Genomic DNA, 14648 nt, shown 5'->3' with positions numbered 1-14648 from the left:
GCGACCCTCGATTAGGCGGCCTTCTGGGCCTTGCCGTGCTCGAACTGGGCTTCCTCGGTGGAGCCCGTCAGCGCGGTGGTCGAGGATTGGCCGCCTTCGATCGTCTGCGTAACGGCGTCGAAGTAGCCGGTGCCCACCTCGCGCTGGTGCTTCACCGCGGTGAAGCCCAGCTCGGCGGCGGCGAATTCCTTCTGCTGCAATTCGACGAAGGCGCTCATCTGGCGGCGGGCATAGCCGTGGGCCAGTTCGAACATGCCGTAGTTCAGCGCATGGAAGCCGGCCAGCGTGATGAACTGGAACTTGTAGCCCATGGCGCCCAGCTCGCGCTGGAACTTGGCGATCGTGCCGTCGTCCAGGTTCTTCTTCCAGTTGAACGAGGGCGAGCAGTTGTACGCCAGCAGCTTGCCCGGGAACTGGCGATGGATGGCCTCGGCGAACTTGCGGGCGTACTCCAGGTTGGGCGTGGACGTTTCGCACCAGATCAGGTCGGCGTAGGGCGCGTAGGCCAGGCCGCGCGAGATCGCCTGGTCGATGCCGGCCCTGGTGCGGAAGAAACCTTCCACGGTGCGCTCGCCCGTGATGAACGGGCGGTCGTTCTCATCCACGTCGCTGGTCACCAGGTCCGCCGCGTCGGCGTCGGTGCGGGCCAGCAGCACGGTGGGCGTGCCCATCGTGTCGGCCGCGAGGCGGGCGGACACCAGCTTGGACACGGCCTCGCGGGTGGGCACCAGCACCTTGCCGCCCATGTGGCCGCATTTCTTCACGGAAGCCAGCTGGTCCTCGAAGTGCACGCCGGCGGCGCCCGCCTCGATCATCGCCTTCATCAGTTCAAACGCGTTCAGCACGCCGCCGAAACCGGCTTCGGCGTCAGCCACGATGGGCGCGAAGAAATCGATGTAGCCCTCGTCGCCGGGATTCTTGCCTTCCATCCATTGGATCTGGTCGCAGCGGGACAGCGAGTTGTTGATGCGGCGGACCACCTGCGGCACCGAATTGGCGGGGTACAGGGACTGGTCGGGATACATTTCGCCTGCCAGGTTGGCGTCGCCGGCGACCTGCCAGCCGGACAGGTAGATGGCCTTCAGGCCGGCCTTGACCTGCTGCATGGCCTGGTTGCCGGTCAGGGCGCCCAGCGAATTCACGAACGGTTCGCTGTGCAGGAGGTCCCACAGGCGGGTGGCGCCGCGGCGCGCCAGCGTGTGTTCCACGCCGATGGAGCCGCGCAGGCGGATGACGTCTTCGGCGCTGTAGTCGCGCTTGATGCCTTGCCAGCGGGCGTTCTCGGCCCAGTCCTTCTGCAGATTGCGGATTTCGGTTTCGCGGGTGCTCATGGTGATGCTCCTGGTCAGTGATGGGAAAGACTTCAAAGGATTCGCGTCCTGCATGGCGTGAATCGTTGGAGAAAGTCTAAGCCTCTGCTGCAGAGCAAGGTGAGCTTATGTCTTATACAAGACGAAAAATATTATTCTTTAAAATCAATTATTTATAAAATCAATTTCGTATCACGAAACGTGATTGTCGCCTGTGAAATGACCTGGCGCTGCTGCGCAGCAGGCACTTTCATATGGCGAAGGTTACATTTCACGATGCGAAAATCAGCGCCCTGCCGACGGCCTACAATGCGTCCATTCCCGTGTTTTTCGTGATTCCGCCATGACCTTGTCCCACGGCCCGCTCGGCCAGAGCGTGTCCTACGTCTCGCAGTACGACCCGACGCTGCTCTTCCCCATCGCGCGCTCGCACAACCGGGCCGCCCTGAACCTCGCCGGGGGCAAATTGCCTTTCACGGGCATGGACCTGTGGAACGCCTACGAGCTGTCGTGGCTGGACGCCAAGGGCAAGCCCCGCATCGCCATGGCCACGTTCTCGGTGCCGGCGGACAGCCCCAACATCATCGAGTCCAAGTCGTTCAAGCTTTATCTGAATTCGTTCAACCAGACCCGGCTGGTCAATTCGGCCGCGTTGCGCGGCCGCCTGGAGCGCGACCTGAGCGCCGCGGCCGGCGCTCCCGTCGGGCTGGACTTCTTCCTGCCCCAGCGCTTCTCCGAGTTGCAGATGGGCGAGCTGGACGGCATCTATATCGATAAGCTGGACATCGAGATCGATACCTACGAACCCGCACCCGAACTGCTGCGCACGCGGCCGGGCGCCCCTGTCGAGGAAACGCTGGCATCGCGCCTGCTGAAATCGAACTGCCCCGTGACGGGCCAGCCCGACTGGGCCAGCGTGCAGATCCGCTATCGCGGCGCGCCCATAGATCGCGAATCGCTGCTGCGATACATCGTGTCGTTCCGCCAGCACGCGGAGTTCCACGAGCATTGCGTCGAGCGCATCTTCACCGACATCATGCAGGCCTGCCGCCCCGAGCAGCTGACGGTCTATGCGCGCTATACCCGCCGGGGCGGCCTGGACATCAACCCCTGGCGCAGCAACTTCGAGACGGCTCCCCCGGCGGACCTGCGCACCGTCCGCCAGTAGCCGCCCCGCGCGCTAGTTCTGGAAGGGCTCGGGCCTGGGCGTGTCGTCCTCCGACGGCGGCAGCACCGGATACTGGATCGCCGGCTGGTCGCCCGTCAGCGTCTTCAGGAAAGCCACGATCTGCGCGTTCTCGTCCGGCGTGAAGGTCCGGCCCAACTGCAGCCGGCCCATCACGTCCACCGCCTGCGCAAGCGTGGCCGCCTCGCCGTCATGGAAGTACGGGTAGGTCAACGCCACGTTGCGCAACGTGGGCACCTTGAAATTGAAGCGGTCCGCGTCCTTGCCCGTGACGGCGGCGCGGCCTTCGGCCTTGTTATCCGTCTGATAGGGCGCGACCAGGCCCATCTTCTGGAAAGAATTGCCGCCTACCGCCACGCCGTTGTGGCACGCAACGCAACCGCTGTTCTTGAAGAGCTCGTAGCCGGCCAGTTCTCGCACCGTCAGCGCCTTCTTGTCTCCGCGCAGCCATTGGTCGAACCGTGAGTTGGGCGTGACCAGCGTTTCCTCGAATGCGGCCAGCGCGCCCGTCACCTCGTCGATCGTGATCCGGTCGTTGCCGAAGACCTGCTTGAATTCCGCCCGGTAGCCCGGAATGGAGTTCAGGACCTGGATGGCCAGCTCATGCGTGGACGCCATTTCCATGGGGTTGGCGATGGGGCCGCCCGCCTGCTCGCGCAGGTCCTTGGCGCGCCCGTCCCAGAACTGGGCGATGTTCAGGCTGGAGTTGAGCACCGTGGGGGAATTGATCGAGCCTTGCTGCCATTTGTGGCCGATGGACGCCTTGAGGTTGTCCGATCCGCCCATGGCGAGGTTATGGCAGGAATTGCAGGAAATCGCGCCGGACCGCGATAGGCGCGGATCGAAAAACAGCTTCTTGCCCAGCGCTACCTTGCCCGGTTCCTTGATGACGGCCGGTTCCACCGGCTGTATCGGTTCCTGCGAAGCGGCAGAGGCCAGAGGACTCCAACAGGCCAGGGCGATCCCCGCGGCCAGCAATGCGCTTGCCTTACTCATATGCTTCTCCTGGGTAATAACCTTTTCAGTTACATGGTTATTACATCAGGCCGAAGCCGTCCGGGCCTTGCGCCGCATCAAACGGCCGGCGCGGCCCGCCCGCGAGGTTCAGGAACGCGCTGCCGCCCCGCCCGCGGCGGCGGGCTCTGCCCGCCGCGCCTGCACGGCGATCCATTGGGCCAGCAGGGCCGCCGCGGCGAACGCCACGCCGGCGCCCACCCAGGGCCCCTGGCGCAGGCCGGCGTCCAGCAGCAGGCCGAAGGCCAGCGGCCCCAGGGCCGAGCCCACGTCCATGCCGGAATAGACCAGCCCATACACGGAACCGGTGGCGCCCTTGGGCGTCACGCGGCGGATCAGCATGTCGCGCGAAGGCGCCGCCACGCCGGAGCAGAAGCCCGCCAGGGCGACCACGGGCGCGGCCAGCACGGCGGGCACCAGGCCCAGCGCCAGGACGACCAGCGTCAGGCCCGCCAGGATGAGCGCCACCATGACCGTGCGCTCGGTGCGCGGGTTGGCCGACACGAGGAAGCCGCCCGCGGCCATGCCGACCGCGGAAGCCACCATATAGCCCGACAGCGCCGAACTGGCGGCGACCTTGGACAGGTCGTACAGCTGCCCCAGAAGCGGAATGGTGTAGTTCTGCACCGACGACAAGGCGATGGAGGTGCAGGCGAAGAACAGGAACGCGCCCCACAGCGCCGGCTTGGACAGCAGCGTCGCCAGGGTGGTGAGCACGCCCTCCTGCGGCTTGGTGGCCGGCTTGGCGGCAGGCTTGCCGGCCTCGGAATCGGCCTGGCCGTCTTGCGGCAACGGACCGCCGAGCAGGTCGCGCCCCAGCACGGTCAGCAGCAGCACCAGCGCGACCAGCCCGGCCGCGCTGTAGGCCGCCACCCGCCAGTCCGCCAGCAAGGTGATCGTCGTGATGAACACGGGGGTGAGCGCCCAGCCCAGGTTGCCCGTCAGCCCGTGCGTGGAGAAGGCATGGCCGAGCCGCGGCGCCGTGATGCGATGGTTGATGATGGAATAGTCGGCCGGATGGAACACCGAGTTGCCGACGCCGCCCACCACCGCGGCCGCGATCAGCATGGCGTAGCCCGTGGCCGAGCCGATCAGCAGGCCCGACAGCACGAAGCACGCCAGGCCGAACCACAGCACCGGCCGCGCGCCGACGCGGTCGACGACGAAGCCCGATGACGCCTGCCCGATGCCCGACACCACGTAGAAGGTGGAAACCAGCAACCCCAGGCGGGCAAAGTCCAGGCCGAACTCGTTGCCCAGGGAGACGTAAAGCGACGGCAGGACCAGCTGGAAAAAGTGCGAGGAGGCATGGGCCACCCCGATCAGCAGGATGATTTTCCAGTCGCGCCGGCGGACGGCGGCGTCCATGGCCAGGGTATTCGCAGCGGTGTTCATTGCAAAAGGCCGCGGGCGGCGGCAAGGTGCGCGGCGCCTGCGGCGCTGCGCGGGTTGTCTCCGGCGGCGCCCGGGTCCGGACGCCGTATTCTGGTTTTGCGGGGCAAGCCCCGGTACTACAGCGCCTTTTCGCGGATGGCGGGCCAGGCGCGTTGCAGGTAATACAGCATGGACCACACCGTCAGCACCGCCGCGACGACGATCAGCACGTCGCCCAGCAGCTTGGTGCTGACACCGTAGATCGGCTGGTTGTACAACAGGCACGGAATGGCGACCATCTGCGCGGCCGTCTTGAATTTACCCAACCGATGCACCGCCACGCTGGCGCTGGCGCCGATCTTGGCCATCCATTCGCGCAGGGCGGAAATCGTGATTTCCCGTCCGATGATGATCAGGGAGATAAAGGCGTCGACGCGGCTGAGATCCAGCAGGACGATCAGCGCGGCGCAGACCATCAGCTTGTCGGCCACGGGATCGAGAAAGGCGCCGAACGCGGAGGTCTGGTTCCAGCGGCGGGCCAGCCAGCCGTCGAACCAGTCGGTCAGCGCCGCAATGATGAAGGCCCAGGCAGCCAGGGTGTCGCGCGTGGGCACGGACATCCAGCTATCGGGCAGGTAGAACAGCCCGACCACCAGCGGAATCATGGCGATGCGCAGCCATGTCAGGATAATGGGTACGTTAATTGGCATAGTGTCCGTATGCTACATCAAGCTCCCCTCCGAAGCGCCTGCGGCGCCTCCCCCAGGGGGGGCGCCTCTGCGGACCGGCGGAGCCGGATCCGCGCGGCCTGGCTTGGCGGCCGTGGTTGTGGATGCAGAACTTGCCTCGCAGGAGGGGTCGCGTGGAGGATAGGGGGCGATCTTTACAGGAATAGGCGCCATCCTCTATCGCAGGGCTTCATAGATGCGGATGGCGAGTTCCTGGGAGATGCCGTCCACCGACGCCAGGTCTTCGATGCTGGCGGACGCCACGCCGGAAAATCCGCCAAAGCGGGCCAGCAGGCGCTGGCGGCGGCGGGCGCCGACGCCTTCGATCTCTTCCAGCCGCGACACATTGCGCGCCTTGGCGCGGCGCGCGCGCATGCCGGTGATGGCGAAACGGTGCGCCTCGTCGCGCACCTGGGCGATCAGCATCAGCGCGGCGGATTCGCCGCCCAGCGCAACCGGCGGACGCTCGTCGGCGAAGACCAGGGTCTCCAGGCCGACCTTGCGCCCTTCCCCCTTGGCCACGCCCACCAGCGCCTGCACGTCCAGGCCCAGTTCCACGAAGACCTTGCGCGCCACTTCCACCTGGCCCTTGCCGCCGTCGATCAGCACCAGGCCGGGCATGGGCGCCTCGCCGTCGGCCACCTTGGCGAAACGCCGGGTCAGCACCTGGCGCATCGCGGCATAATCGTCGCCCGGCGTGATGCCGGCGATGTTGTAGCGGCGATAGAGCGACGGCTGCATGTCGTGATGCTCGAACACCACGCAGGACGCCTGCGTAGCCTCGCCCGCCGTGTGGCTGATGTCGAAGCATTCGATGCGCAGCGCGTCCAGGGCCGCCTCGTCGGTGTCCAGTTCCAGCGCCTCGGCCAGCGCCAGGGTGCGGGCCGCGCGGGCGCCGGACTCGGTCAGCGCGCGCGCCAGGGCCATCTCCGCGTTCTTGCCTGCCTGCTCCAGCCATGCCCGGCGCGCTCCCTGGGGCCGCGTCAGCACGCGCGCGGGCCGGCCGCCGGCCTGCTCCACCAGCAGGTCGATCAGGCCGGCGTCCGGCAAGGCGTGCGAACAGACCAGCACGGGCGGCAAGGCGTTGTCGGCATAGTGCTGGGCCACGAAGGCCTCGAGCACCTGCGCCGCCGCCTCGCCCTCGGCGTGCGACGGAAAGAACGGCTTGTCGCCCAGGTGGCGGCCGCCGCGCACCATGGCAAGGTTCACGCAGACCTTGCCGCCGGCAATCGCCACCGCGATGATGTCGGTGTCCTCGCCGCTGACGTTCTCCATGGTCTGCTGGTGCAGCACGCGCGCCAGCGAGCCCATCTGGTCGCGCAGGGCGGCGGCCTCCTCGAAGCGCAGTTCGCTGGAAGCCTGCAGCATCCTGCTCTCGATCTCGCCCATCACTTCCTTCGCTTCCCCGTTCAGGAAGCGCACCGCGCGCTGCACGTCGCGTTCGTACTCGGCGGCCTCGATGGCGCCCACGCAAGGCGCCGAGCAGCGGCCGATCTGGTGCAGCAGACAGGGCCGCGAACGGTTGGCGAAGACCGTGTCCTCGCAGGTGCGCAGGCGGAAGACCTTCTGCAGGATCTGGATGGTTTCGCGCACGGCCCAGGCGTTGGGGAACGGGCCGAAATACTGGCCGCGCTTATTGGTGGCGCCGCGGTAGTAGGCAATGCGCGGCCAGGCATGGCCGGTGATCAGCAGGTAGGGATAGGACTTGTCGTCGCGAAACAGGATGTTGTAGCGCGGCTTCAGGCTCTTGATGAGATTGTTTTCCAGGATCAGCGCTTCGGCCTCGGAGCGCGTCACCGTCACCTCCAGCCGCGCCACCTTCGCGACCATCTGGGCGATGCGGGGGCTGGACAGGTTCTTCTGGAAATACGACGAGACGCGCTTTTTCAGGTCGCGCGCCTTGCCGACATACATGACTTCCCCGGCCGCATCCAGGTGCCGGTAAACGCCCGGCAGGTGCGGCAAGTCAGCCAGGAACGATTTGAGATTGAAGTCGTCGGGCATTCTGGTAACGGGTTTCGGCCTGCAAGGTATCCCAGTCCGGCGCTGCGAAGCGCGGCATCAGGCGGCGGATCCGGGCCACGGATTCGGCTGGATGCTCGAACTCCAGGCGCGACAGCAGATCGTCGGCCAGGTCCGGGCGGTTGCATACCAGCACCATATCGCATCCGGCGCCGAGCGCGGCATTGGCGCGCGCCAGGATGTCGCCGGCCACCGAAGCCCCTTCCATCGTCAGGTCGTCCGAGAACACCACGCCGTCGTAGCCCAGGCGCTTGCGCAGGATGTCGCGCACCCAGCGCTTGGAAAAGCCGGCCGGGTGGCGGTCGACCTTGGGATAGATCACGTGCGCGGGCATCACGGACGGCAGGATGGCGTCTCCCAGCCAGCCGTACGGCGCGCCGTCTTCCTCCAGGATACGCTCGAGCGGGCGCTCGTCCACGGGAATCTCGTGGTGCGAATCCGCCTCCACGAAACCGTGGCCCGGGAAATGCTTGCCGCAAGCCGACATCCCGGCCAGCTGCAGGCCCTGGATGAGCGCGCGCGACAGCATCGCGACCACGCGCGGATCGCGGTGGAACGCGCGGTTGCCGATCACCTTGCTGACGCCGTAGTCCAGGTCCAGCACCGGCGTGAAGCTCATGTCCACCCCGCAGGCGCGCAGTTCGGCGGCCAGCACGTAGCCGGCCTCGGTCGCCAGGCGCATCGCCAAGAGCGGATCCCGCTCCCACAGCGCGCCCAGTTCGCGCATCGCGGGCAGCGGAGTGAAACCATCTTCGCGGAAGCGCTGCACGCGGCCGCCTTCGTGGTCCACCAGGATCAGCAGCGGCTCCTTGCGGGCCTTGTGGATCTGGCGCGTCAGGGCGGTAAGCTGGCGGCGGTTCTGGAAATTGCGCGCGAAAAGGATCACCCCGCCCACCAGCGGGTGGCGCAGGCGCTTCTTTTCTTCCTTCGTCAGCGCGTATCCCGCCACATCGACCATTACGGGGCCGGGCGGCAGGACCGCCCTGGATTTCTTCTTGGCCATGTCAGGCTGTCCTTCTGTCTAAGTCTGGCAAGCCGCCCGCGGACACTGGGCCCGGCGTTCAGGGCTTGCGTTCGACCACCACGTAGGCGGCGGCCATGTCGGATTCGTCGGTTATGGAAACGTGGGCCGCGCCGAAGCGCTCGGCATACCAGTCCAGCAGCTCGGGCGCGATCACCAGCACGGGCCGGCCGCCGGGCGCGTTCAACGTCTGCACGCGCCGCCAGGTCATGGGCATGCGCATCCCCAGCCCGATCGCCTTCGAGAACGCTTCCTTGGCGGCGAAGCGCGTCGCCAGGAACCGCAGGCCCCGCGCCGGATCGCGGGCGCGGCGGGCATGGAACTTCTGCAGTTCGTCCACGCCCAGGATCTTTTCGGCGAAGCGGTCGCCGTGGCGCGCCAGCGCGCGTTCGATGCGGTCGATGCGCAGCAGGTCCATGCCGATGCCGGCGATGGCCCCTGCTGGGGTAGCGGCGCGGGGAGTGTCAGACATGGGCGTGGGCGCGCGGCTCGCGGCGGAAACGGGTCGGCGGGCGGTCACAGACCGCGCAGCGCCTGCAGGCGGGCCTGCACCATCAGCGCCTTCATGTCGCGCACGGCCTTCTCCCAGCCGTCGAACACCGCCTGCGCCACGATGGCATGGCCGATATTGAGCTCGGAAATCCCGTCCAGCGCGGCCACCGGCGTGACGTTGCCGTAGTGCAGGCCATGACCGGCGTTCACGCGCAGGCCATGGCGCAACCCTTCGGCCACCGCCACGCGCAGGCGCTGCAGCTCGGCCTCGGCGGCCTCGCCTTCCGCTTCCGCGTAGGCGCCCGTGTGCAGTTCGATCACCGGCGCGCCGGCCTTGGCCGCCGCAGCGATCTGCGCCGGGTCGGGATCGATGAAGAGCGACACGCGGATGCCGGCTTCCGCCAGCAGGGCCACCGCGTCCGACACGGGGCCCATGGCGCCCGCCACTTCCAGCCCGCCTTCGGTCGTGAGCTCGGTGCGCTTTTCCGGCACCAGGCAGACGTCGTTGGGCTTGACCGCGCAGGCGATCTCCAGCATTTCCGGCGTGACCGCGCATTCGAGGTTCATGCGGGTGCGCAGCTGCGGACGGATCGCGTAGACGTCCGCGTCCTGGATGTGGCGGCGGTCTTCGCGCAGATGCAGCGTGATCAGGTCGGCGCCGGCGTCTTCCGCGCGCAACGCGGCCGCGACCGGATCCGGGTAGGCGGTGTGGCGTTGTTGCCGCAGCGTGGCGACGTGATCGATGTTTACACCAAGTTCTATCATTGCACTTTCGTTGTTTCTTCCCAGCCGCCGCCCAGGGCCTTGTAGAGCTCCACGCGGTTGATCAGCGCCGCGAGGCCGGTCTGGACCAGCGCGAGCTGGGCATTGAAAAAGTCCACCTGCGCGGTCTGCACCTGCAGGTAGCTGTCGATACCATTGGTATAACGCAGATTCGACAGCTCCAGGGTGCGCGCGGACGCGTCCTGCAGCGCGCGCTGGGCGTCAAGCTGCGCCCCGTACGTGGCTTCGCCCGCCAGCGCATCCGACACTTCCCGGAACGCCTGCTGGATGGATTGCTCATACTGCGCCACGGCGATATTGTCGCGCGCCTTGGCCAGGTTCAGCCCTTCGCGGATGCTGCCGCCGGCGAACAGCGGCGTGGTGATCGAGGGCGAGAAACTCCAGTAGCCCTGGCCACCCTTGAACAGATCGCCCAACGAGGGGCTGGCCACGCCCAGCAGGCCGGTCAGCGAGATCGTCGGGAAGAACGCCGCGCGCGCCGCGCCGATGTTGGCGTTGGCGGCCTTCAGCTGGTTCTCCGCGGCGATGATGTCCGGGCGGCGCTCCAGCAGGTCGGAGGGCAGGCCGGCCGGCACGGTGGCCAGGAGCTGGTCGCGGCCGAAAGTGGCCGGCGCGGGCAGGTCTTGCGGCAGCGGGGTGCCGACCAGCAGCACCAGGGCGTTCGTGGCCTGGGCCTGGGCGCGGGCCAGTTGCGCCAGGTCGGACGACGCCGAGTCCAGCAGCGACTTGGACTGGTTCAGATCCAGCTCGGAGGCCACGCCGCCATCGAAGCGGCGCTTGACGAGGTTGTAGGACTCCTGGCGCGAGGCCAGGGTGCGCTGCGTCAGGTCGAGCTGGACCTCGGCGGCGCGCAGATTGAAATACGACTGCGCCACCGCGCCCACCAGCGTGATGTGCACGCTTTTTTGCGCCTGCTCCGTCGACAGGTACTGCTGGTACGCCGCCTCGGACAGGTTGCGCAGGCGGCCGAACAGGTCGATCTCGAACGTGGTCAGGCCGATGCCGGCCTGATAGGAGCTGCTGATGGAGCCGGCGCCGGGCGACCGCATGTTGGCGGGCAGGTGCTGGCGCTGGCCCTGGATGCCGGCGCCGATGCTGGGCCATTGCGCGCCACGCTGGATGCCGTACTGGGCGCGCGCCTCTTCGACGCGCTGCACCGCCACCCGCAGGTCGCGGTTGTTCTCCAGCGACAGCGCGATCAGGCTCTGCAGGCGCGGATCGCGGAAGAACTCGCGCCAGCCCAGTTCGGCCGCGGGCGTGCCGTCCTGCGGCATGACGCCGGTGGAGGGCTGCATGCCCAGCGACGTGGGCTTGGCGTAGCCGCCGTACTGCACCTTCGGCTGGTCGGGCCACAAGCCCGACACCGGCGCGTCGGGACGCTTGTAATCGGGCGCCAGCGAGCAGCCGGCCAACGCCACCGCCACGAAGGCGGACAAGGCGGTCTGTCTGAACTTCAGGGCTTTCATTCCTTGCCCTCCTGGCCACCGTTGGGTTGTGCGGGATGTTGCGCGGCTTCCGGCGCCGTCTCGGCGGCGGCCTTCTTGGCGGCCTGCTCTTCCTCGAAGGCGCGCAGTTCGGCGCCCAGCAGGCGGGGCCGCGTCTTGAACAGGCCCAGCACGACGACGAAGAAGGTCGGCACGAAAATCACCGCGAACGGCGTGGCGGCCAGCATGCCGCCCAGCACGCCCAGGCCCACCGCCTTCTGGCTGGCGGCGCCCGCGCCGGTCGCCATGGCCAGCGGCACCACGCCCAGGATGAAGGCCAGCGAGGTCATCAGGATCGGCCGGAACCGCAGCCTGGCGGCCTCCACCGCGGACTCGTACAGGCCCATGCCGCGGGCGTACTGGTCCTTGGCGAATTCCACGATCAGGATGGCGTTCTTGGCCGCCAGCCCGATCACGGTCACCATGCCCACCTGGAAGTACACGTCGTTCGACATGCCCAGCGCGCTGATCAGCGCCACGGCGCCCAGCATGCCCAGCGGCACCACCAGCATCACCGAGATCGGGATCGCCCAGCTTTCATACAGGGCCGCGAGCACCAGGAACACGACCAGCAGCGACAGGCCCATCAGGATGGGAGCCTGGTTGCCGGCCTGGCGCTCCTGGTAGGAAAGGCCGTTCCATTCGTAGCCGAAACCTTGGGGCAGTTGCCCCACCAGCCGTTCCATCTCGGCCATGGCTTCGCCGGTGGTGTAGCCCGCCGCGGCGTCGCCGCTGATGCGCATGGACTCGTAGCTGTTGTAGCGCACCACCTGCACGGGGCCCTGCTTCCATTCGGCCTTCACGAAGGTGGACAGCGGCACCATGCCGCCCTGGGCATTGCGCGCGTTGAGCTGCAGCACGTCGTTGAGCTGCATGCGGTACGGCGCGTCCGCCTGCACCCAGATGTTCTGCATCCGGCCCAGGTTGGGGAACTTGCTCAGGTAGGCGGAGCCGACGGCGGTGGAGATCAGCGAGGCGGCCTCGTTGAAGTCCACACCCAGCGCGGCCGCCTTGTCGCGGTCGATCGTCAGGCTCAGCTGCGCGCCGGCGCCTAGGCCGGTGATCCGGACCTGGGACAGCACGGGGCTCTTCATGGCCATGCCCATCAGTTCGCCGGTGGCGGCCGCCAGCGCTTCGGAGCCGGCGGCGCCGCGATCCTGCAGGCGGAAGTCGAAGCCGGTGGCGTTGCCCAGCGACGAGATGGCGGGCGGCACCAGGGTGAACACCTGCGCGTCGTGGATCCCCATCAACTGCTTCTCGAAGGCGTTGAACGCGATCGCCCCCGCGGAATCCTTGCGCGCCTTGCGCTCGCTGAAGTCCTTGAGCGTCACGAAAGCGATGGCGGCGTTCAGGCCGTTGCCGTTGAAGCTGTAGCCCTGCACCGCGATGACGTTTTCGACCGCGGACACGCCCGAGAAGTACTTCTCGACCTGTTCGATGACCTCGACCGTCCTGTTCGCCGTGGCGCCCGTGGGCAATTCGATGTTGCTGACCACGTAGCCCTGGTCTTCCTCGGGCAGGAACGACGACGGCAGGCGCAGGTACAGCCAGCCCAGGAGCACGACCAGCAGCAGGAACGCCAGCATCATGCGGCCGCCCTTGTGCAGGATGCGCGACACCCAGTTCTGGTAGCCGTGGGTGGTGGCGTCGAACTTGCGGTTGAACCAGCCGAAGAAGCCTTTCTTCTCGTCGTGGTGCCCCTTGGGCACCGGCTTGAGGATGGTGGCGCACAGCGCCGGCGTGAAGGTCAGGGCCAGCAGCGCCGAGAAGAAGATCGACACGGCCATAGCCACGGAGAACTGGCGGTAGATCACGCCCACGGAACCGCTCATGAAGGCCAGCGGCAGGAACACGGTCACCAGCACCAGCGTGATACCGACGATGGCGCCGCTGATCTGCGGCATGGCCTTCTTGGTGGCCTCCTTGGGCGGCAGCCCCTCGGTCGCCATGATCCGCTCGACGTTCTCGACCACCACGATGGCGTCGTCCACCAGGATCCCGATGGCCAGCACCATGGCGAACATGGTCAGTACGTTGATGGAGAAGCCCAGCGCCAGCATGACCGCGAAGGCCCCCAGCATGGCCACCGGCACCACCAGCGCCGGGATCAGGGTGTACCGCACGTTCTGCAGGAACAGGTACATGACCAGGAACACCAGGACCATGGCCTCGACCAGGGTATGGACCACCTGCTCGATGGACACCTTCACGTAGGGAGCGGTGTCGTAGGGAATGGAATAGGTGATATTGCCCGGGAAGTACTTGGACAGCTCTTCCATCTGCTGGCGCACGCCCTGCGCGGTCGCCAGCGCGTTCGCGTCCGGCGACAGCACGATGGCGAACGCCGCCGTCGGCTTGCCGTTCAGGCGGGCCCCGAACTGGTAGTTGTCCGCGCCGACTTCGATGCGGGCCACGTCGCGCAGCAGCACCTTGGAGCCGTCGGTGTTGGCGCGCAGGACGATCTTGCCGAAGCCTTCCACCGTGCTGAGCTGGCCGTTGGCCGTGACGGTGGCGGTGATGCGCTGCGAATCCGGGTTGGGCGGCGCGCCGATGCTGCCGCCGGAAATCACCACGTTCTGGCTGGCGATCGCCTGGTTCACCTGCGACATGCTCAGGTTGAAGCCCACCAGCTTGGCCGGATCGACCCAGACGCGCATGGCGCGCGGCGCGGCGAACAGCTGGAACTGGCCCACGCCGGGCACGCGCGACACCGGGTTCTTGATGTTGCGGGTGATGTAGTCGGCCAGCGCGGTCTGGTCCAGCGTGCCGTCCGTGGACGACACCGCCGCCACCATCAGGAAGCCGGTACTGGTCTGCTCGTATTGCAGGCCCTGCTGCTGCACGGCGGTAGGCAGCTGCGCGACCACGTTGGAGACGCGGTTCTGCACGTCCACCTGCGCCAGGTCGGGATTGGTGCCCGGCGCGAAGGTCGCGGTGATGGTCGAGGTGCCGTAGGAATCGCTGACCGACTCGTAGTAGATCAGGCCCTTGGCGCCGTTGAGCTGGTCTTCGATGATACTGGTGACCTGCTCGGCCACTTCGTTGGCCGAGGCCCCGGGATAGGTAGCGGTGATCGTGATGGCGGGCGGCGCCACGTCCGGGTACTGCGAAACCGGCATGTTCGGGATGGCCAGGATCCCGGCCAGCAGGATGAACAGGGCGACTACCCAGGCGAAAATCGGTCTATCAATGAAAAATTGCGGCATGTGGGCTGACTCTGAAAGCGATGCTCAC

The 14648-nt window shown here is 67.2% G+C and carries 11 protein-coding genes; 1 reads left to right on the top strand and 10 read right to left on the bottom strand.

Annotated features, from left to right (window positions below):
* Positions 1-11 precede the first annotated feature (11 nt).
* A complete protein-coding gene (gene aceA / locus ACN6PJ_RS12130; protein ID WP_427996117.1) occupies positions 12-1331 on the bottom strand; it encodes an isocitrate lyase in 1320 nt (439 codons plus the stop codon).
* A 322-nt stretch (positions 1332-1653) separates the two neighbouring features.
* Between aceA and queF the strand changes: the two genes are divergently transcribed.
* On the top strand, positions 1654-2478 hold the full coding sequence (gene queF, locus ACN6PJ_RS12125) for an NADPH-dependent 7-cyano-7-deazaguanine reductase QueF (RefSeq protein WP_427996116.1): 825 nt from the start codon (positions 1654-1656) through the stop codon (positions 2476-2478).
* A 12-nt stretch (positions 2479-2490) separates the two neighbouring features.
* Here queF and ACN6PJ_RS12120 read toward each other — a convergent pair whose 3' ends face one another.
* From ACN6PJ_RS12120 to ACN6PJ_RS12080, 9 genes are all read right to left on the bottom strand, one after another.
* Positions 2491-3492 (bottom strand): cytochrome-c peroxidase, encoded by a 1002-nt coding sequence (locus ACN6PJ_RS12120; protein ID WP_427996115.1) that lies wholly within the window; start codon positions 3490-3492, stop codon positions 2491-2493.
* A 108-nt stretch (positions 3493-3600) separates the two neighbouring features.
* Positions 3601-4905 (bottom strand): MFS transporter, encoded by a 1305-nt coding sequence (locus tag ACN6PJ_RS12115; RefSeq protein WP_427996114.1) that lies wholly within the window; start codon positions 4903-4905, stop codon positions 3601-3603.
* A gap of 116 nt (positions 4906-5021) precedes the next feature.
* The gene (gene pgsA, locus ACN6PJ_RS12110) at positions 5022-5594 is read right to left on the bottom strand and encodes a CDP-diacylglycerol--glycerol-3-phosphate 3-phosphatidyltransferase (protein WP_427996113.1); all 573 of its coding nucleotides are present in this window, start codon (positions 5592-5594) and stop codon (positions 5022-5024) included.
* 195 nt (positions 5595-5789) lie between these two features.
* Positions 5790-7616: an excinuclease ABC subunit UvrC gene (gene uvrC, locus ACN6PJ_RS12105; protein WP_427996112.1), complete on the bottom strand. Its 1827-nt coding sequence runs from the start codon at positions 7614-7616 to the stop codon at positions 5790-5792.
* Entirely contained in the window at positions 7579-8637 is a 1059-nt protein-coding gene (nagZ, locus tag ACN6PJ_RS12100; protein ID WP_427996111.1) for a beta-N-acetylhexosaminidase, read from the bottom strand. Before nagZ ends, uvrC begins: the two co-directional genes overlap by 38 nt.
* A 58-nt stretch (positions 8638-8695) precedes the next feature.
* On the bottom strand, positions 8696-9127 hold the full coding sequence (gene acpS / locus ACN6PJ_RS12095) for a holo-ACP synthase (RefSeq protein WP_427996110.1): 432 nt from the start codon (positions 9125-9127) through the stop codon (positions 8696-8698).
* A gap of 44 nt (positions 9128-9171) precedes the next feature.
* Complete coding sequence (gene pdxJ / locus ACN6PJ_RS12090) at positions 9172-9912, bottom strand: pyridoxine 5'-phosphate synthase (RefSeq protein WP_427996109.1); 741 nt, start codon at positions 9910-9912, stop codon at positions 9172-9174.
* Positions 9909-11396: an efflux transporter outer membrane subunit gene (locus tag ACN6PJ_RS12085; RefSeq protein WP_427996108.1), complete on the bottom strand. Its 1488-nt coding sequence runs from the start codon at positions 11394-11396 to the stop codon at positions 9909-9911. Before ACN6PJ_RS12085 ends, pdxJ begins: the two co-directional genes overlap by 4 nt.
* On the bottom strand, positions 11393-14620 hold the full coding sequence (locus ACN6PJ_RS12080; protein WP_427996107.1) for an efflux RND transporter permease subunit: 3228 nt from the start codon (positions 14618-14620) through the stop codon (positions 11393-11395). The genes ACN6PJ_RS12085 and ACN6PJ_RS12080 overlap by 4 nt, the downstream gene beginning before the upstream one ends.
* Between the last annotated feature and the right edge of the window lie 28 nt (positions 14621-14648).

This window comes from Achromobacter sp., assembly GCF_050285585.1.
Classification (GTDB): domain Bacteria; phylum Pseudomonadota; class Gammaproteobacteria; order Burkholderiales; family Burkholderiaceae_B; genus Achromobacter.
Note: the sequence above shows the minus strand (reverse complement) of the source record. Positions and strands in the feature narration are given on the sequence as shown.